This window comes from Dictyobacter halimunensis (genome assembly GCF_036245075.1).
In genome coordinates, this window is the sequence record NZ_BSRI01000001.1 from 540,319 (window position 1) to 561,044 (window position 20,726).

Genomic DNA, 20,726 nt, shown 5'->3' on the forward strand with positions numbered 1-20,726 from the left:
TCCTCTTTAACCCAATGTATAGCGACGCTCGGCCAGCCCATAAAGGCGCTTCCAGAGCAAGCGATTAATCAAGATAACAACGACAGCCATCAGCAGGGTACCCGCCAGCAGCAATGAAAAATTGCCATCGGCGCCCGAGGCCGCGATGACCGAGCCCAGTCCGAAAGTGCTCACGGTCTTACCATTGAACGTTACATATTCAGAGACCACGCTGGCGTTCCAGGCCCCACCGCTGGCCGTGAGCATCCCCGTCACCAGGTAGGGGAAGATCGCCGGCAGAATCAAGGTACGCCAGCGGCGCCAGCGTGTGACATGGTAGATGGTGGTCGCCTCTTTCAGATCGCTCGGGATAGACATGGCGCCGGCGATAATATTAAAGAGCATATACCATTGGGTGCCCAGCAACATCAGCAGAATGGCGGCCAGCGAGAGCCCTCCCGGCAATCCCACCAGGGCTACCAGCAAAATCGGGAACACCGCAGTGGCTGGAATTGAAGCTACCACCTGCACCACCGGCTGCAGGCGGCGCGACCATTTGGGCGAGAGTCCAATGGCCACCCCGACCGGGATCGTCCAGGCCAGTCCGATCACCAAAGCAACCAGGGTACGCAGGAAGGTCGCGCCCGCCGCCAGCACAAGCTGCCCCCACATAACGAGCGAGACGTTGCGTAACAAGAGGAGCATAAACCACAGGCCAGCCAGCACCCCAATCAGCAAGGCCGCCAGTAGCACAACCTTGAGCAGGCCCCCCACGGTAAAGCGGCGCTGATCCTCTTTATCGGTGCGGGCAACGCCGGTCGCGCCCGGCAGTGGCTGCAGGCAATTCAGAATACCCGTGATCACAGAGCCAATCGGTTGGAAGAGACGCTGGTTGAGCGCGCCCACCAGGGCCGAACGGCGCAGAATATTGAGCACTGGAGACGTCGGCGCATCCCCCTCGCTATTCATCTCAAGCTTAAAGCGATCCGCCCAGGCCACCAGGGGACGCCAGAAGAAAAAGTCTAACAGGATAATTAAAGCAACCAGGGTAAGAAGCCCAAGGATTAAAGCGAGCGCATTGCCCTTATCGGCGGCCACCTTCAGATAAGAACCAAGGCCTGGTAGTTGAAACGAACGCGAACCCAGGACAAGCTGCTCAGAAGCCATCAAGAAGAACCAGCCGCCCGCCCAGCTCATCATGCTATTCCAGATTAAACCAATCATTGAGGCCGGCACCTCTAATTTAAAGAAGCGCTGCCAGGGACGCAAGCGAGCGATCGACGAAAACTCTTTCAGATCCTTGGGCAGGGTACGGGCCGAATGATAATAGCTAAAGGTCATATTCCAGGCCTGGCTGGTGAAGATCAACACAACGCTGGCCAGTTCCAGACCGATATTTGAATGCGGAAACAGCCCCACCAGGGCCAGCACCACGCCCGGCAAAAAGGATAAAATGGGGATACTTTGTAATATATCCAGTAAAGGCACCATCACCATATTGGCACGCTTATTGGTGGCCGCGATATGCCCATAAATGAAAGTAAAGATAAGCGATAAGATATAGGCCAACAGCATGCGTAGAAATGAATAGCCAGCGTAGACCGGTAGCGCAGTCGGTGAAAGATTTATCTGTATGGCTGGATTCAGCGGAGCGGTCCAACGTGAAGCGGCCATGATAATCAGGGAAACAGCCGCGATCAGGACCAGTGCGATACCCAGATCGATAAAACCCAGCCCCTTGTGAGGCTCCTCGCGTGGGGGACGGTTCTGCCTGGGCGTGCTCGAACCACCCTGGAGCTGCTCACGCTCCTGTACGTCCTCGGGGATATATACTTGAGCCATCTCAGTACCTCCATCTATACGTCCTTGTTTTAATCAGACAGCATAGAGGAGCATACTCCAAGAACCGAGTCAAAGTAGTCGGCGCAACTGTACACAGTGGCACACGCCATCGCGGTCTTGCAGGGTCATCACTCGCGCTGCCCGATGTAACGATATTGAAAGATAAACAACCTTGCATCGTTGTTCAGGGTCGGCATTCATGCCAGAAACCTTCTCTTTCCGTCTTTGGCAGATAAAACTTCGTGATGTACAGAGATACCCTGCGACCATTGTGCGCTTTTCTTCAGAAAAAAGGGCACAAAAAAACCACCGTCAAAGGTGGCACAACTTGAACTCACGGCAAAGACAGCTATGCATTACATGCGCAATGCATACTTCTCCCGTGACAGGTCGGCCACAGAGCAAAAGGATTCGCTAATCCCACCCCCATACACATCACTCTTAATTGTGTCAGAAGAGACACACCTTTTGGAACATTGCTGGAAAGGACTACCAGGGCCCTCGTCCATAGTGAGCATACCTTCCTTTTTTTATGGCATAATAATAAACATTCGTTTCCCATGGAAACTATACCCCCCCTCAATTTGCTCTTGTCAAGCTTATCTCATACAACCTCTTATCTCCCTTTGGCTGCTTCAGACCAACCGCTCATATGGTCATATCTTTTGAAAAGCGTCCGCAAATTGAGTCCTTTAAACCTCGAGTATTCATATTTACTTTTTTACCATTAACATCCATTTATCGTAAATTTAAACTATTTAACCTTTTCTTGATTGTATTACGCCTGTATGTACAGTATAAATTACCTATGTAAAGCTTTACGCAAAAAATGCACAAGCAAGAGCATACCTGGCTCACGATTTTGTGAGTCAGCATTGGGTAGTAATACAATCAATAACATGATCATGTGAGGAAGAAAAACAGCATATTATGACTTTATTTGTTGTATTGCTACAGGTAAGTATAGGGATATTTGATATATGAAGCTCAAGGGAAAAAAGCTGCAAGCGGTCTTACTGGCTGCAATCAGCGCTGGCATACTTGCCTTAGCGCTGGGAGCCATCGCTCAGGCAGCCGGTCTATTTGACCATGCTGGACCGCAGGGTGATGGAACTGCCTATACGCCCGCTGGCTGGCATGTGACGCCTGTCGGTGCACAAAAGCCCGCGGGATACTTCCCGGTCAACGCGGTGCTCTCGCCCGATGGCGCGGCCGTACTGATTCCAGACATCATTGGGAACAAGAATGGCAAGCAAACGGTACAGGTGATGAACACCAATGATGGGAGCCTCTTTCAGGAATTTGAACTCAGCGGCTCGGGTCAGGGTACGTCCTCAGGCTTAGTATTCAGCCATGATGGTCATCATGTATACCTTACGACGGCAGGAGTCAATTCAGTCGTTGCTTTCGATTGGGACAACACCAGCCATCAATTGACGGTTCAGAAAACGCTCTCGCTTCCACAGGGAACCTACCCTCAGGGAGTTGCAATTTCAGGAGATGACAAGACCCTCTATGTAGCAGGTCAGCTTGCTCGTACACTGATAGCGGTTGATATCACCTCCGGTCAAACCGCCCAGGCACCAACCGACGCCTATCCGTTTGGTGTAGCACTGTCACCGGATGGCCATACCGCCTATGTGAGTAATCAGGGCAAGAACACGCTGTCGGTCTTCACAGTAAATGGTAGCAACCTCACCCCGAAGGGTTCCATCACCGTTGGCACCCATCCCAACAGTATGCTGGTCGATGCCAGGCGACACCAGATGTTTGTCGCTAATGGTGACAATGACACCGTATCGGTAATTGATATGCAAAGCAACGTTGTCCGGGGCGCGATCTCGCTCGCACCATTCCAGGAAGCACACGCCGGTTCCCAGCCAACCAACCTGGCGCTCTCTCCGGACGAGAGCACGCTCTACGTCACCAATGGTGGCAACAACGATGTCGCGGTGGTTAATCTCTCCGACCATGGGAATGGTAATGGCAATGGTCGTGGTGAATTTGGTCAGGTCAAAGGACTCATTCCGACCGGCTGGTATCCCACTGGCGTACAGGTCACACGCGATGGCAAAAGAGTGCTTATCGCCAGCGCCAAAGGGCTGGGAACGGGACCCAACAAAGGCACCAACCCTGCCCGCCCAGGTATACATCCTTACATCGAGAATCAGCTACTGGGCTACTTATCGGTCGTACCAACGCCAGGCGCAAGTCAACTTGAGAAGTATACGCGCCAGGTAAGCGAGAACAATGGCTTCGATCAGAAGAACAAGGTACGCGGATTCGACAGTGAGGCTCCAGGAACCATCATCCCTCGCCACGTGGGCGAGTCCTCACCGATCAAACATGTCATCTACATCGTCAAAGAGAATCGCACCTATGACCAGATGCTCGGCGATCTGGGGCGCGGCAACGGGGATCCCTCGATCACTATGTTTGGGCGGAGTATCACTCCCAACCAGCACCGCCTGGCCGAGCAGTTTGTCACCCTTGACAATTTCTATGTGAATGGTGAGGTGAGCCAGAACGGCTGGCAATGGGCCACCCAGGCCAGTTCCAACCCGTACAATGAAACCGCCACCGCCCAGGGTTACGCGGGCACCGGATCGGAATATGACTCCGAAGGCTATCATCCTGATGTCGCCGCCGGCAGCGCTGATCCGGCCCATGCCTATCTGTGGGACAAGCTGTCTCTGAACAACGTTTCATTCCGTAACTATGGTCAGTTTGTAGTGCCATCTGATTGGATCAAGAACGATGAGCCGATCAAGACAGAGGCGGGCAAGTTCTACGCCCACGATCCGATCCTGAATAACAATACCGACCACGACTATCCCTGGTTCGACATGGGTGTAACCGACCAGCACCGCTTCGATCTGTGGAATCAGGAATTCCAGTCCTATGTCGCTAAAAATAATCTGCCAACGATGCAGTTCATTGATCTGCCACGCGACCACACCGGTGGCGGAGCAACAGCTGCGCAAATGGTAGCAGACAACGACCTGGCCCTGGGCAAGATCGTCGATACCGTGTCGCATTCAAAGTACTGGCAAAATACCGCGATCTTTGTGGTAGAGGATGACGCCCAGGCCGGTCCAGACCATGTCGATGCGCACCGCACCATCGCGCAGGTGATCAGCCCATACACCCAGATCGGCAAGGTAGACTCGCACTTCTACAGCCAGGTATCGATGCTGCGCACCATGGAACTCTTCCTGGGCATTCAGCCCATGTCCCAGTATGACGCCGCCGCGCTACCGATGCTCTGGTCCTTTACTAACCATCCAAACTACAACACATATCAGGCCTTGACGCCAGCGCAGTCGCTGAACGCTCAGACCACACCCAATGCGAAGTCGGTCATGAAACCTCAGAACATGTCCGGCGAGCCTGACCAGGTAGACCCACAGAAACTCAACGAAGAGATCTGGAAGTCCATCAAAGGACCAAACGTCCCGATGCCCCAACCACAGCATCACGTCTTCGGTGTCAACTAAAGCGTAAGCACGAGTTGTTCGGTGTCCCCGGAAAGTCCAGGGGCACCGAACTTTTATATACATTACTCGAAAACAAGACCCCCTGGCAGCTATGATGTTGTCAGGGAGTCTTCTAATAGTGGCGAAGCAAGAAGCAAGGTGCTAGCTGGTCAATTTTTCAGGTCAACGTTAAGCGGACAGGCCATATTATGCAGACCATTGTAGCTACTAGCGAGATCGTTGATAAAGCCATCAGTAACCAGGGATTCACTGTAATATACGGGCGACGTTATGTTGCGCAAAACCCGGACCTGTAGACATACCTTTACCGCCAATGCCAGTCGCAATATGGGTGTTATTATCAATGGTGTGGGTATAAACGGGTAGCTGCGGATGAGCCATATAATACCCGTTCCACATGCGACAGATACGCCAATCTGGTAGATCAAGCATGCTCTGTGCGTAGCGCACTATCAGTTCGGTAATCTGCGGGTTGGTATACTCATAGGTATCCTGTGCCATCTCGTCAAGCGGATAATACTCATGGGAATCACCGAGGATCACAGAACCATCCCGAGATTGCCGGGCCAGCATGTGAATATCATACTTTTGCAGGTCCGCATCAGCACGTTGTTGTTCCAGTAGATGGTAGGACAGGCAGGAAGCAAAGGCGGGATAGCGTTTAATCGAGTGGGCAGAAAGGATAGAGTGTGGCAGGATTGTTCCCGGTTGAGATACGGTGCTCATCATCTGCAATTTGCACAACTTCAGACCACTGCTCTTGAACAACTCGGGAAAGAGGACCTGATACTGGCTACCATTGCACACAAAGACCTGATCAGCGCTGAAACGGTTCCCCTGCGCATCCTTCACCAGGCATCCCTGCGAAGAAGATATAACCTCAGTCACCTGTGTCTGGGGAAGATAGTCGATTGCCATCGTGCTGCTTGCATACGCAATCACGCGCTGAACCAGTATGCGTGGCTCAAGCGTGCAATCTTCCCAGGAATAAAGAGCGCCACTACAATAGGTCTTCTGCACAAAAGGATAGCGCCGCTGTACCTCTTCCGGCTCCATAAATACGCAGTGATAGGTCTCAGCAAACCTGCCAGCAAACTCTTTGAGCACGATACGTTCAGCCTCGGTCGAGGCTAGATACAAACTTCCGCGCTGCTCGACGCCAATCTCGCACTCTTGCTGAATGGATTGATAAATAGCGCGGCTATCCAGGGTGAATTGTGCCCACTGACTATTGGTCTCGACAATGGTCTGCATCTGCATGCCGAAATTGCGGGTAGAGGCATCACTGGGGACGGCGTTGCGCTCTAAGAGCAGCACCTTATACCCCTTTTTGGCCGCGAAATATGCATGAAATGTGCCCAGGACGCCGGCGCCGATCACAATGATATCGGCATGCCGCGTACTTGCTGATAAACCCATGTGATTATCATCTCTTCCTATTTTGTGAACAATGCCGGCAATTCGGCGACATTGGGGATAAGGCGGGTATGGCGATAGCGTCCTAACGTCTCAGCAGTATGCGCGCCGCTCAGCACGCCAATAACTTCAGCGCAGCCAGCGTTCGAACCCTCATCCAGATCGGCAGGAGAGTCTCCCAGCTTCATGACCTGGCGCACATCCTGCACATCTAATCGCTCCATAGCACGGAAAATCAGAAAAGGTGCGGGCCGGCCACGCGGAACATCGCTTGAGAAGACGGCACAATCCACATAGCGCCCCAACCAGTTGAGACGATCCAGGATAATGCCACCGATCACCGCATCGAAGCCGGTATCAAGGGCGACCTTAATACCCCGTTGCTTCAAGAACGCGAAGGTCTCTTCCGCGCCAGCAATGGGAGCCACATGCTGAGAATATGCGGCTTTCATCTGATCAACAAAGGTAGCCAGCGCCTCCTGAGCCAGCTGGTGCGAGGCTTCAGAGAATCCGCATAACTGACGAGCGGCCAGCGTTTCAAACACTTCGCGCTTGTTCATGCCCATCATCTCATTGAGCTCTTCAGGGGTGCCCGGTAAATCATGGATGCGAGTTGTCTCTATCAGCGAGGTAAGAACACGATTGCCCGTATCGTCGACCGTAGTTCCAGCCATATCAAAGACAACCAGTTGAATTGGTCCCATCTATCTCTCCATCATTCATGTAGGTGTGGAGTGTAGGGATGCAAGGCATCGCTATGTATGCCTACACTTTCCACAACCATTGACGACCGCGTTTGTTTGCGTAAGGCTTTACGCATTATTTGTACCCCATCCAGACTGTTCGAGTCAACGGTATTTATGTTAAAATTCAGCAAAAGAATTGTTAAGGCATATTATATTCTGTTAATTATGGGGGATAGGTTTGCCAGGTACTACACTCAGCAGGTAAAGGTGTGCTATAATCCAGCTCATGACTTCGAGGAATGAGCGAGAAAAGCTCCGGCAGCTGGTACTGGCGACTGAGCCAGGTGCAGCTCTCAATGTGAATCAGCCAGAACAGGCGGTAGCCCGGCTGGAACGCTACTTTAGCGAAACCAGCGGTCTGACTGTGCGCGTCATATTGAGCGAAAATTATGAAGAGATCCTGGCGGGTATGGAAGCAGGGACGATTGATGTTGCTCGCCTGGGCCCCTATGCCTTCGCTCTGGCGCAGGCACGCTTTGGAGCGCGGGCCCTGGTCAACTCGGTTGATATTACCACTGCCGAACATATGCCATCCATTCCTTATCGTAGCCTGATCTTTACGCGCGCCGATAGCGGCATCACCCATCTTATGCAACTGAAGGGCCGGACCTTTGGCTTTGTCGATCCTCGTTCAGCCTCAGGTTACCTGGTCGCCACCTTCCTCCTTCAGCAGGCAGGGCTGGATCCCAAAACCGATCTCAAGGAGCAATTCTTATTCAGCCACCAGGCGGTAGCGGACGCCGTCAGCAAAGGAGAAGTCGCCGCGGGCGCGGTCGCCGAAGAAGAGTTTATCCATTATCAAAAAGAGAAAGGCCTGCCGGCTATTCGCCTGCTCGCCACTTCTCCTCTGCTCTCGCGGGGGCCACTGGCGATGCGTCCTGATCTGCCAGCACAGCTAGAACGCAAGCTACTGATCGCATTGGAAAACATGCATCAGGCCGATGTGCTGGAAGGCAGCAAGCTGATCAAGATGGAGGAGCAACGCTTCGTAGCGGCGGTTCAGCGCGAGCACACGCTGAAACGTATCGCAGAACTGGCGGGCGTCAGCTACGCAACCGTTTCACGAGCCATCAATGGCAAGGACCGGATCGCTCCGGCTACCACGGCGCGCATCTTGCAATTGGTAGACGAACTGGGTTATCGTCCCAATGCCAACGCGCGTAGCCTGCACAAGCCCACTGGCGATCTGATTGGCTTGATGCTGCCCTCCCTGGCCTATCCAGCTCTTGATGATATTATCGCAGGTATCCAGGCCACGCTGGCGCAAGTCCAGATGCAATTGCTGATCTGCCCAATTGGCAGTGGTAGAGAGGGGGATGCGACACGACAAAAAGCATACTTTGAGATGCTCACCAATAGCCGTTTTGAGGGCATGTTGCTCACCCAATGGAGCGCACTGGACCCCAAAGCAATGGATCTGCTGGCGCGCAGCCGCCGTCCCTATGCGCTGTTAGAGCAGGATCTGCTGGGAGCCGGCCTGCATTTTGCCTCGAACTGGCTACAGCAACAGGGACACCGGCAGCTGATGCTGGTAACCGGTGCGCGTTCGTTATTAGAGCCTACGTTGACCACGCAGATGTGGAGTCAGCTCACAGCCGAAAACATCCAGCATCTTCATCTCCAGGACCCGGCCAATGATGAAACAGGCTGGTCCGAGTTGCTACAACAGGGCAAAAACGCTGCCCCGGCATTCCTCTGTACAGATAATGAAACCGCGCTGTCTGTGCGCGCTTTTTTGAAGCAGCAGCGATTAGATTGGCCTGTTATCGGCATTGGTGCCATGCCAGCCACCTGCAAGGCCGATCTGACCACGCTCACCTTCGATGGATTCGTGATGGGCAAAATCGTTACCAGGCGATTGCTAAAGATGCTCAATATTTTTATACCCGGCGAGTCCTGCGATCTCAACTTCAATGTCTCTACCACAAAGCCTCGTTAATAATTCTCAATTATAAAGAAGGGCAGCAGTATGATACTGCTGCCCTTATAATATGAAATCATAGCTTCGGGCATCACGCCCGATTTCTATTTGCCTTTAGAGCAGGGACCAGTAATCGGCGGCATCATCGGCGTTCTGGTCGGCATTTGAGGAAGTGGGAACAACGTTTTCACCTCCATTTTGCACAATGGCACGCATGCGGCCAGTCGGCTGGCGTACGACAGGTCCACTCTCATAAGCTGGCATAGGAGCAGGCCTGGCCGGCTGTTGATGCGATTGAACGGGCTGCTGAGCTGGCCGTGCGGGCGCAGCCTGCACATCAGCTTCCAGCTGTGGTTTAGCTTCAGGCGCCACTGGCGTCATCACCGCTGGCACACTGACAACGGGCTGGACGATCCCCTTGTTCATCATCTCATAGTACTCGGTCAGGCGCAGAGCGATGAGCTGGCCCGGGTTATCAATCATATGGTGTTTCACGGCATCTTGCCGTAGTGACTCTAATGCTTCAGAGTCCTTCAACAGACCAACTGTGAAATGCAGAAATTTATCTGATGAAGATTGCGACATACGATTTCTCTTCCTACTGGATACATTTCAAAATTAAAATATACGAATGGATGTTGCGCTGCCATTGTTGCTCGTGCTGCCACTCTGGACCTTGCGGATCAGCAGACGGCCGGCCAGAGTACAGTAACCGATACAGTTGGCATGAACCGGATCATCGGGCCTGGACAGATGAGGAATGCGCTTCTTGAGAAAGTTGTAGAAATAGAAGACGCCACCACCGATATTCAGGACCGGCTTGAAGCTGGCAGCAACCGCGTCACGGTCGCTCTGCCGCCAGGCCGAGGCCACAAAGGAGACGATCTCGCTACCGACCTGAGCTACCGCCTCTTTGACCAGTTTCTCCAGCTCATAATTGCCAATCGTCTGTCCATACGAAGCAATCTCTGGATAGTGGGCAAGCTCTCCCTGAGACTGGGCCGCGTAGGCGTGCATAATTTCACGCGCCTCCAACAGTGAAAGGGGGCGATCGTACTTGTTCTCAAACGAGTCCATCATCATCTGGGTAGCCATCTCGACGCCCACTGGCTTGCCCTTACAATACTCAACCACAGGTACCTGACCACGTGCCACATACAGGTCGGTGGTGCGACCACCAATGTCGATCACCGCGCTCTCGGTCATCTTGTTGGAGGAGCGATCGTTATAGGCAATCAGGGCGCCAGCGCCTTCCATCACCACCGTCGCGACCTCAATAGTCACGCGGCGAGGGGTCTTCTCATCATTAAGTGTAAAAGTATATGTACCATCCAGCGCCTCTTTGATGGCCAGGCGTAAGGCGGCATTTTTGATGTATGTTTCAGCGGGCAGGCCCGTAACGACGTAGATACCAAACTCATCGTCAGGAATCAACGTGGCAGCAACGGTGAGTAAGCTGCGCAGGCTAAAGCGGCTGGCGTAACGCTGGATATCACCGCGTCCATGGTAGGCGTCGATCGACTGCTGCAATGCCAGGTCACCGATCGCGTAGGCCGCCTCTTCATCCTCTAACTGCATTACGTGAACGTTTGATTGCTCGACATTTACACCAAGGTTACGCAAAGCGATCGTATCAACCTTGGCGAAGGCTGTCGGTATGCTGAGTGAGACCGTCTTGCCATTGATGACGGTCACACCACCTATCTCGGCATTACCAAAATCATGCCCATAAGGATACCATTTCATGGGTTCGAACTCTCTTCTGTACTTCCTGGAGGTTGAATAAAAAATTTGCGATACGAATCCGTTAGCCTCAAATAGACATTTCTATTTTGCAACGATAAATGCCTATGTGAATAACTTTTCTCATCCTCATGGTACTTATGTCAAGCTCGGGCTTGAATTCAAGAGCGTCACCGCCCTACAGATTGCTACCAGTCAGACATCTGTATGCTTGACTTTTATGCCCGCTTTGTTTATTACAGACAGTATGTAACGTCTACGAAAAAGTAGCGCCGTTTCGCCGCACCGTTGCGGCGGAGAATGGAGAAATTCTCATGGCATGGAATAAAGAGGTAGCTGCGCGCGATTTCCTGCCCATCGAAGAGCGTCAGCAGTTACAGCTCAAGCGACTTCAGCATACCGTTGAACGTGTCTATACGTCGGTTCCTTTCTACCAGCAGGCCATGGATGCCTTGCAAATTCATCCTTCCCAGATCACCAGTCTGGCGGATCTGCACAGGTTGCCATTTACCACCCGTTATGACCTGATCGAGCACTATCCACTGGGATTGCTCTCTGTGCCGCGCGAGCAGTTAAGCCGCATACACGCCTCGTCGGGGACACGCGGCAAGGCGAAGATTGTGGGCTATACGCAGCACGACATCGATATCTGGGGCGAGGTCTGCGCTCGCTCACTGGCCTGCGCCGGTCTGCGGCCCGGCGATATGCTGCATAATGCCTATGGCTATGGGCTCTTCACCGGCGGGCTGGGACTCCACTACGGGGGTGAATACCTGGGTGTGACGGTGGTTCCCATGTCCAGCGGCAACACCCAGCGCCAGGTCACCTTTATGAAAGATCTCCAGCCGACCGCCCTCTGCTGTACCCCTTCATACGCCCTGACGTTAGCCGAGACTCTGTCCGCGCTAGGCCTTTCTATACAGGACCTGAACTTAACGTGTGGCATCTTTGGGGCGGAGCCCTGGACCGACGCGCTGTGCCAGCAGATAGAAGACAGACTTGGTCTGCAAGCTCTGGATATCTATGGACTCAGCGAAATTATTGGTCCTGGAGTGGCCATGGAATGCATACAGGGTCACCAGAGCAAGCAGAATGGCCGTAGCCTGCATATCTTCGAAGACCATTTTCTGCCCGAGATTATTGATCCAGTAACCGGCGAAGCACTGCCAGATGGGACCGAAGGGGAGCTCGTCTTTACCACCATCACCAAAGAAGGTATGCCGCTGCTGCGCTATCGCACCGGGGATCTCTGTACGCTCAGCGCTGATCCCTGCGCCTGTGGCCGCACCCTGGTGCGCATGAGTCAGATCAAAGGGCGCGTCGACGACATGCTGATCATTCGCGGCATCAATGTCTTTCCAGCAGAGATCGAACGTATCCTCTTTGGCTTCCCCGAGTTGGCCCCCTACTATCAAATCCGGGTCGATCGCGAACGCACGCTGGACACCCTCGCGGTCCAGGCCGAAATGGCCTCAACCATACCGTCAGCCATTGATAGGCAGGAGGACAACAGCGAAGGCTGGACGGACAACGAGCAGATCCAGCGGTTGCAGAGAAGCGTCTCTGAAGCGCTCTCAGCACAGCTCCACTTACATATCGATGTCCAGCTCCAACCACCAGGTACCCTACCGCGCAGCGAAGGCAAAGCCGTCCGCGTCATCGATCGTCGCCCCACATAAATATATCCCATCCATAGCTTCGGGCTTTACGCCCGATTAACAGCCCCATTACATTCTTCACCGGAAGACATCGTAATGGGGCCAAATAAACCGTAAAAAAGATTCCGCCCACCTCATCATCGACCACATCTAGGGCATTTCATGTTGATGACATAATATTAAGAGCTTATTGTATAATCGCTATATGCAAATTATACTTTTTATTTGTTAATCTAAATATAAAATCTCATTGGACAAGCAAAATACAAGTACTATTTCATGGCAGAAGACAGGTTCGAATAGGATGGATAACATAATTATACTACCATTTCTGGTAATTACCCTCATTTGCTACGGTAGCCTGGTGGGAACGGATGTTTACAACAGATACAAACTGCGAAGAAGGTCTACCACGTATCTACGCTGGCAACACCTGCTTGTAATCAGCGTCACCGTTCTGCTAGCAGTATTTGTGATGCTACCATTCACAAGCATTAGCTGGGGGCAGGAAGGGATCATACTGTTGCTCTATGGGCTCTGCATCACAGGGGTACATTTGTGGGACCTGCACGCTATCATGCTACATCCCATCGAGCCCGAGAGGCTGCGGCCATCAGATAGAAGGCTCAAACGAACAGTAATTATAGTTATATTTACGAGCTGTATGTTTAATACGTTTATGCTAGCAGGCGGCATAGCCTGGACCCTTATAGCAACAGTTCACTATCTGCAGAGCTCTGTCATTGCGCCCATCTGTATGCTATTCCTTATGTTCCTTTTTATGGCACTGATCGCTCACTTATACAATCAATGGCATAAAAAGGCGCTGGAGATGGCTTATGAGCAACGACAGTTGATGCCAGCCGATTACGCAAGCGAAATTGAAACCGAATATAAGGGATTATTGGACCAGAAGATACAGAGAAAGAGTCTTGTGAGGTGGAGAATTAAAAGCTTTTTGATCGGACTCTGGCCGACTGTCATATTATTTGCCCTTCCCATAGTAGTTTCACAGCTGCACTGGTCGAAATGGATCCTGATCCTGGGATGGGCGCTATTTGGCATCCTGGCAATCGCGCAACCTTTTATCAGAATGGTCCCGGCGATGGCGCCATTACCCGCTGGAGCGGCAGGCAAAAAGTTACTACAGGAATATACCCAGCTTGAAATGTTTGACGGTATATCTGCCTGCGCTATCGCTGTTATTCTCTTCTTCACCACGCTTATCAGCAGGCCCACATCACTAATTGTGCTCGGCATCATCGCGGGCAGTATCTGTTTGACCGTAGCCGGCATCTTTTTTTCTCAGGTATCAGAAAAATAAAAATAGGGCCCAAAAACAGTCAGCCGCATCAAAAAAACAGCCACAAAAGGTTACAGGTGACAACACCATCCAATTCAGCACTATCCTGCTCACCATAAGAAGGATGCTTGTATTCTACTGGATCTTCGCCTATATTGAGCGGGTCTTCGAGGGTAGCATACAGCTATTAGTCTTTGCCTACTGGTTTATATTTATAGCGGTGATCGCCTGTGTTGTATTACTAATGTACAACCGTCAACTCACCAGCAAGTTTCCGGAGATGAAAGAACAGATCTCATAAATATAAGCCGCTATTGCAATGGCGGCCCTGGTTAAAGAAAGGAGCTATAAGATTGTTGCTAAAAGCCTGTCTGAATGGGAGTCGAGAGGTGGGAGAACATGCGGCGTTGCCCATCACACCGGAGCGACTGGCACGGGACACAGAAGCGGTAGTCACGGCGGGGGCGGGAGCGATACATGTTCATCCACGACGCGCCGATGGCAGTCAGTCTCTGAGGGCCGAAGATATCGCAAACGCGCTCGTAGCCATGCGCGCACGCTGTCCCGGGATACCTATCGGGGTCAGCACCGGCATCTGGATCGAGCATGATGTTGCACTACGCCTGCGGCGCATCCAGGAATGGAGCGTTCTACCAGATTTCGCCTCGGTTAACTTTGCAGAGCCAGGCGCGGTTGAGCTCTGCTACGCGCTGGCGGCACGCGGCATCGGCATAGAAGCGGGGCTGGCAACAGTTGCCGACGTCAGGCTGTTGCACGCATCGGGACTGGCTGATCAATGCCTGCGCACCCTGATCGAGCCAGCCGAAAGCGAGATTGAGGCCGCTCTAGCCAATACCACCGCGATGATCACAGCACTGGATGAGGCGCGCATCCTGAGGCCGCGCCTGCTCCATGGCGCAGACACAGCTGCCTGGGACGTACTCAAAATGGCTTGCTCGCTGGGTTATGATACCCGCATCGGCCTCGAAGATACGCTTACCCTCTCGGATGGGCAGAGAACACAGGGAAATGCCGAGCTTGTCACTCAGGCAACAGCATTGTGCGGTATACATTGAATAAGGTGTAAAAGATGAAAAGCAAAGAGATTATTGAGACTATTTTCTTCGAGAACCAGCAGGGCTGGGAGGCGTGGCTCCATGAGCATGGAACTGCCAGCTCGGGCGTCTGGCTAAAACTGGCCAAAAAAGAGACCGGCATTCCTTCTATCACCTACGCGGATGCCCTGGAAGGCGCACTCTGCTATGGTTGGATCGATGGGCAGAAAGCCTCGCTTGACGATCAATACTGGCTACAAAAATTTACACCGCGCCGTCCCAAAAGTATCTGGTCAAAGATCAATTGCGATAAAGCTATGCAATTGATCGCAGCCGGCAGGATGCAGCCAGCGGGACAGCGGCAGGTGGATCTTGCTAAAGCAGATGGGCGGTGGGAGCAGGCGTATGCCGGACAGAGCCAAACCACAATCCCTGAAGACTTTCAACAAGAACTGGATAAATATCCCAACGCTCGTGCATTTTTCAACACGCTGGATAGCAGAAACCGCTATGCCATTCTCTTCAGGCTGCAAACGGCCAAAAAAGCTGAAACACGCAACGCACGTATGCAGAAGTTTATAGCGATGCTCGAAAAGCAGGAGAAAATTTATCCCTAGTGTTACCAACATAAATTGGCGAACGTGTTAGAGCATGGTAATAAAAGGAACGGCACTATTTTGTTGTGTTTGAGAGTCAACGCCCCCATAGCAGTGCTCCACATACAGCTCAAAGGAAATGTTCCAATGGAAACACAGCATGCGCACGTACGCAATCTACTGCTTGCTCTCTGGCTCGCCTTGCTACTCGTCAGTTTTCCAACCGGCACAGATGCACGAGTGACAAAGCTGACCCAACAACCAACCTTTGTAGAAAAGCTCATACCCCTGCTTAGCGCCAGACAAAAGCAGATGCGCGTCCCCGGTGCAATTATTTATGTAGATGTACCCGGGAAAGGCACATGGACCGCTGGCATGGGTACCGATAACCTGAAGACAAACGCACCTATCAACGTCAAAGATCATATGCGCATCGGCAGCGTGACCAAAACTATGGTGGGCACCGTTATTTTACAGCTGGTACAGGAGAAAAAGGTTCACCTGGATGATCCAATCCGCAAATACCTGCCACATATCAAAAATGGGCAGTCGATCACCATTCGCCAGTTGCTAAACATGACCAGCGGTCTGTTTGACTATGTAGAGGACCGCTCGTATCGGCAGACGTTAGACCAGCATCCCGATAAGGCCTGGAAGTCTGATGAACTGGTAGCCATCAGTATGCGCCACGCGCCATATTCACCGCCCGGGCAGCAATATCGCTACTCCAATACCAATTTTATCCTGCTCGGCCAGGTAATCGAACGCGTTACGCATACGGCCGCCAACGTCGTTCTACAACAGAGAATCTTTCAACCGCTTGGTATGTACAACACCTTGCTTCCACTGCAGAATCAACCAGCTATGCCCCAACCATATGCCCAGGGCTACATGTTCGGCAGCAACCTGCAATCTATCCCGCGGCCACATATGACGCGCAAAGAGGCGATCAAGGTGGGTGACCTTGATCGGCAACCAAATAATGTGACTGACCTCAATCATTCGTTTTCCTGGACCTCTGGCGGTGTGGTATCCGATTTAGAGGACTTAAAGATCTGGGCCAGGGCGCTGGCCACGGGCAAACTGCTAAATCCCGCGCTCCAAAGGGAACGGCTCAACTGGCTGCCAATCAATGAGTCGTCCAGCTATGGACTGGGCATCGCTAAGTTTACCGGCCTGCTTGGTCACAACGGTTCGACACCCGGCTACACCAGTTTTGTCGCCTATCAACCGGTTACGAAAACCACCGTGATCATTCTCACGAATCTTTATATCGCACCCGATGGTACAAATCCAGCCAACGAAATGGCCAAAGCCGTCATCCAGACGATCGGGGCCGGTACAGTCAAAAATACATCTAAAACACAGGCGGAACATACCAGCCCCATCCAGCCAGAACAAGAGCCACGCCCTACCATCGATAACCATAGCAATGCATCGGTAACCAGTCTCCTCATGCGTATGCAGCACCTGCCCGCGCTCTTCCTGTACACAACCATGCCTATGGGTGCTATATTACAGAGAAAATAGCGATTGGCAGCAAGGATGCTCTTGCTAGAAGGATGAATAATTGGTATGAGAAGCTTCATCACGTGTATGGGCGAATGCCTGATCGACTTTTTGCTGATGCCGGGAAACGGAAAGAACGATGAGTTCCGGGCCTATCCTGCCGGTTCACCGCTCAATATCGCGGTCGGAGTTGCCCGTCTCGGTCAGCCCAGCGCGTTCGCCAGCAAAATAAGTAATGATTATTTTGGTCGCAGGCTACGAGCCTACATTGAAGAGAACGGTATTGATCCACGCTATCTCAGCACAGACGAGGCTCACAGCACGCTGGCCTTCGTAGCGATGGAAGCAGGGCAGGCCAGCTTTGATTTTTACGGCGAAGGGACCGCCGATGCCCTGATGACGCAAGAAGATCTACACGATAGCTTATTTGCAGAGACCAGATTACTCCAGATCGGCTCAGTAAGCCTGCTGCGAGGCACCACGCCAGATACGGTCCTCCACACCTTTGGGCGCCTCAAGGGGCAAGCATTGCTTTCGCTGGATCCCAATATACGGCCCTCGCTGGTTAAAGATGAAGCGGCGTATCGCGCCCTGCTGCAGAAGCTGATAAGCCTGACGGATCTCCTCAAGTTGAGCGACGCCGATCTGGAGTGGTTAATGCCCGGCCAAACGCCCGAGGCGGCGCTTCCCCAGCTCTCAGAGCAGGGGCCCGCCCTTGTTGTCATTACACGCGGAGCCGCCGGAGCCATCGCCATGCGCAAGGTGGGCACGCCTATCCAGATACCTGGCTTCAACATAGAGGTTCGGGATACCATTGGGGCCGGCGACACGTTTTGCGCCGGGCTGCTGACCTACCTGGCCGATCATGAGATTCTTACGCACGACGAGCTGGCCGGGATAAACGATGATGAGCTGACCAGCATGCTACGCTTCGCGGCTGCCGCCGCCGCCCTCAACTGCCTCCGCGAGGGCGCGGACCCGCCTGCGCGAGAAGAGGTTGAGCAGTTCCTGATTCAGCATAACGCTTAAAGGTTGCGCTGACGTTATCTTCCTATCGTCTTACAGGGGTACGTGATCGCCGCCGTACAGGTGTCCGCATACGCGGCCACACCGTTTTTGTGGGTTGGTACGACAGGGGCACGCATGCCGCCCCTGTCGTACCAACCCACAAACGACCTGTTCTGATATCTGGATTCGCGCGGAAGACGAACGACGATCAGGGATCCAGATAATGCTAAAAGAGAACGGGTTGCCCGCTGGTTGCAGCTTCGACGGCGGCCAGCGTAAGAGCCAGGGTATGGATGTTGTGATGGGCGGCGCAGTCTGGATCGGTGCCATTCTGCACGGCCTGCACAAATGTCTGCAGACTACCACCCCAGTCCTCATAATCAAGTTCGTCGATCTTAAGGGGCAGCGGCTGCTTATTGCGCGGCTGGATAATGACCTCGTCCGGCAGTCCATCGCCACGGGTATGCCAGCTAATCACGCCTTCAAGGCATTCTACGCGCCAATCACCGCTCCAGGTAGTCTGGGGGGCCGTGCTGACCCAACTCCCGCGATAGCACACGACCGCTCCGCCAGCAAATTGAATGACAGCGCTACCCGCTGGCGGCTCGTCAAAATTGCTATAAGGAGGATTCCAGGTCTGACAGGAAATAGCTTGCGGCTCCTGGCCTAAAATAAAGCGCATCAGGTCAAAGTGATGGATCGACATATCGATCAGCAAGGGTTGCCAGATAGTATAATGACGATTGCTACCGCGCGGGGCCGAATTGGCGTAGCGCCTGAAATCAACAGTAACCGTGCCAACGGGGCCAAAATACTGACTTTGGATCAACTCTCTGACCTGGTAGACGGCGGCCGAATAGCGATAATTTTGATTGACCATCAGCAATCGTCCCTGTTTCTCTGCCTCCGCAATGGCTTCACGTGCCTCCTCCAGAGTTGGCGCCAGTGGCTTCTCAAGCAGTACATGCTTTCCAGCACGCAGGGCAGTAAGCGCCAGGGGGATATGGGTCTCAAGGGTACTGGCAATCTGGACCGCGTCGCAATCTACCTGTTCAAGGGCTTCTTCAAGAGCAGTAAAACAAAGTTCCTCGGCCAGTCCGAACTCCTGCCGGGCGCGCTGCAAAGATTCCGGAATGGCATCCACATACGCTACTAGCTGTGCCTCGTTCTGTTTGGGATAGATGCTCCGAACCCAGTGGCGACCGCAGTTGCCTAACCCAACCAGTATAATACGCAGCATCAAAAATCTCCTTATCATTCTTCCAATGCCAGCAGTTTGCGAATCAAACTACCCATATCGGTTATTTTTGTGTACCTGCTAGCTCTTGCATAATAGAGAGCATTGTATCACAAGAAATATGTCTACCCTCACTGGCGAGCCGACATTTCCAGGTAAAAATAGGTTGCGGCATGTCAGGCCGAGAAAAATATTCAATATTAGCGTTAGGTAATATTGAGATTATCAGATTATAATATGATAGGTATGAAGTGTGCGCTGCTACTCAGGAGGCAAAAACTATGTTACGACAGGCAAAAATGCGTATTGGGGCCATCTTACTACTGGCGGGGAGCCTGCTAGCGATAGTCGGTGAAGTATTAAACCTGGGTAGCAATAATCCCACCCAGGGCAGCTGGTTTCTCCCAATGATTCTGGTAACACTGGGTACCATCATTTTTATCTATGGTCTTAATACGTACGCACAGCTATCGGACGACATCAATCCCTTAGGAATTTTAGGCTCAGGACTGCTTTTTATAGGTGCGCTGGTGTTCGTGATCGGCGTTATCGCCGTCAACATGGTACTCATACCAGTATTATTAGGGATGGCGCAAAGTATCACGACCGTTCTTAATGCCCCTGGAAATGCCGCTCAGAACGCCGCGAATGGCGCTTCCAACGGTTTAAATGCGATCAAAAACGGCATATCAGGACTCTTTGGGCAGAATACCAGTGGCTCGGATATCCCGTCCGTTCAGGTACCGCAGGTCAACGGTATGAATCTGGTGGATCAGGCACTGGCCCGCTTTCACCTGCCATCTTTTGCGGCTATCACCCATTGGGGACACTTCTTCTTTACGGGTGGTCCACTTACCATTGGCTGCATTATCCTGGGCATCTCTTTATTGCAGATGCGAGCCTTTCCGCGCCTCATCAGCTACATCCTGATCGTTTGTGCTGCCCTCAACCTGGTCAGCCAGATCTTCATCTTCCTGCCTACGTTAAGCAACATCACCGGTATCCTGCTCTTCCTCTCACTGGCGCTGCTCGCCATCGCCTTTCTCTATCCTACCCAAACCGGCAACTTTTCACGAAATGTGCTGGGTAACACCGAGCGCTATAGCCAGACTTTCAGGTCGTCAAGAAGATAGCGATTCGCGTTGTAGACGGGTCCCCTTGTGGGCGCACCTGGTGCGCCCACAAGGGGACCCGTCTACAACGGCACATATTTGAA

The 20,726-nt window shown here is 52.6% G+C and carries 15 protein-coding genes; 9 read left to right on the plus strand and 6 right to left on the minus strand.

Going from position 1 to position 20,726, the window contains the following annotated elements; translation table 11 throughout:
* Positions 1-6 precede the first annotated feature (6 nt).
* Entirely contained in the window at positions 7-1,821 is a 1,815-nt protein-coding gene (locus tag AABA21_RS02310; protein ID WP_338247343.1) for an ABC transporter permease, read from the minus strand.
* Positions 1,822-2,801: 980 nt separating this feature from the next.
* Here AABA21_RS02310 and AABA21_RS02315 point away from each other — a divergent pair.
* Positions 2,802-5,318 (plus strand): beta-propeller fold lactonase family protein, encoded by a 2,517-nt coding sequence (locus AABA21_RS02315; protein ID WP_338247344.1) that lies wholly within the window; start codon positions 2,802-2,804, stop codon positions 5,316-5,318.
* 246 nt (positions 5,319-5,564) lie between these two features.
* On the opposite strand, the gene AABA21_RS02320 is transcribed toward AABA21_RS02315, so the two are convergent.
* Complete coding sequence (locus tag AABA21_RS02320) at positions 5,565-6,737, minus strand: TIGR03364 family FAD-dependent oxidoreductase (RefSeq protein ID WP_338247345.1); 1,173 nt, start codon at positions 6,735-6,737, stop codon at positions 5,565-5,567.
* 17 nt (positions 6,738-6,754) lie between these two features.
* Entirely contained in the window at positions 6,755-7,438 is a 684-nt protein-coding gene (locus tag AABA21_RS02325) for an HAD family hydrolase (RefSeq protein ID WP_338247346.1), read from the minus strand.
* Positions 7,439-7,706: 268 nt separating this feature from the next.
* On the opposite strand from AABA21_RS02325, the gene phnD reads away from it, so the two are divergent.
* Positions 7,707-9,419: a phosphate/phosphite/phosphonate ABC transporter substrate-binding protein gene (gene phnD, locus AABA21_RS02330; RefSeq protein WP_338247347.1), complete on the plus strand. Its 1,713-nt coding sequence runs from the start codon at positions 7,707-7,709 to the stop codon at positions 9,417-9,419.
* Between the two features lie 96 nt (positions 9,420-9,515).
* On the opposite strand, the gene AABA21_RS02335 is transcribed toward phnD, so the two are convergent.
* Together AABA21_RS02335 and AABA21_RS02340 are read right to left on the minus strand one after the other, a co-directional pair.
* Positions 9,516-9,986: a hypothetical protein gene (locus AABA21_RS02335; RefSeq protein ID WP_338247348.1), complete on the minus strand. Its 471-nt coding sequence runs from the start codon at positions 9,984-9,986 to the stop codon at positions 9,516-9,518.
* 33 nt (positions 9,987-10,019) lie between these two features.
* On the minus strand, positions 10,020-11,147 hold the full coding sequence (locus AABA21_RS02340; RefSeq protein WP_338247349.1) for a ParM/StbA family protein: 1,128 nt from the start codon (positions 11,145-11,147) through the stop codon (positions 10,020-10,022).
* A gap of 311 nt (positions 11,148-11,458) precedes the next feature.
* Between AABA21_RS02340 and AABA21_RS02345 the strand changes: the two genes are divergently transcribed.
* The 6 genes from AABA21_RS02345 (at position 11,459) to AABA21_RS02370 (ending at position 18,294) form a co-directional block, all read left to right on the plus strand.
* On the plus strand, positions 11,459-12,823 hold the full coding sequence (locus tag AABA21_RS02345; protein ID WP_338247350.1) for a phenylacetate--CoA ligase family protein: 1,365 nt from the start codon (positions 11,459-11,461) through the stop codon (positions 12,821-12,823).
* Between the two features lie 811 nt (positions 12,824-13,634).
* Positions 13,635-14,126, plus strand: a complete 492-nt coding sequence (locus AABA21_RS02350; RefSeq protein ID WP_338247351.1) for a hypothetical protein — start codon at positions 13,635-13,637, stop codon at positions 14,124-14,126.
* Positions 14,127-14,461: 335 nt separating this feature from the next.
* On the plus strand, positions 14,462-15,181 hold the full coding sequence (locus AABA21_RS02355) for a 3-keto-5-aminohexanoate cleavage protein (protein ID WP_338247352.1): 720 nt from the start codon (positions 14,462-14,464) through the stop codon (positions 15,179-15,181).
* A 14-nt stretch (positions 15,182-15,195) separates the two neighbouring features.
* Entirely contained in the window at positions 15,196-15,777 is a 582-nt protein-coding gene (locus AABA21_RS02360; protein WP_338247353.1) for a YdeI/OmpD-associated family protein, read from the plus strand.
* Between the two features lie 126 nt (positions 15,778-15,903).
* Positions 15,904-17,286: a serine hydrolase domain-containing protein gene (locus AABA21_RS02365; protein WP_338247354.1), complete on the plus strand. Its 1,383-nt coding sequence runs from the start codon at positions 15,904-15,906 to the stop codon at positions 17,284-17,286.
* 45 nt (positions 17,287-17,331) lie between these two features.
* The gene (locus AABA21_RS02370; protein WP_338247355.1) at positions 17,332-18,294 is read left to right on the plus strand and encodes a carbohydrate kinase family protein; all 963 of its coding nucleotides are present in this window, start codon (positions 17,332-17,334) and stop codon (positions 18,292-18,294) included.
* Positions 18,295-18,499: 205 nt separating this feature from the next.
* Here the strand turns inward: AABA21_RS02370 and AABA21_RS02375 are convergent, their stop codons facing one another.
* A complete protein-coding gene (locus AABA21_RS02375) occupies positions 18,500-19,513 on the minus strand; it encodes a Gfo/Idh/MocA family protein (RefSeq protein ID WP_338247356.1) in 1,014 nt (337 codons plus the stop codon).
* Between the two features lie 278 nt (positions 19,514-19,791).
* Here AABA21_RS02375 and AABA21_RS02380 point away from each other — a divergent pair, with 278 nt between their 5' ends.
* Positions 19,792-20,643: a hypothetical protein gene (locus tag AABA21_RS02380; RefSeq protein ID WP_338247357.1), complete on the plus strand. Its 852-nt coding sequence runs from the start codon at positions 19,792-19,794 to the stop codon at positions 20,641-20,643.
* Positions 20,644-20,726: the final 83 nt, after the last annotated feature.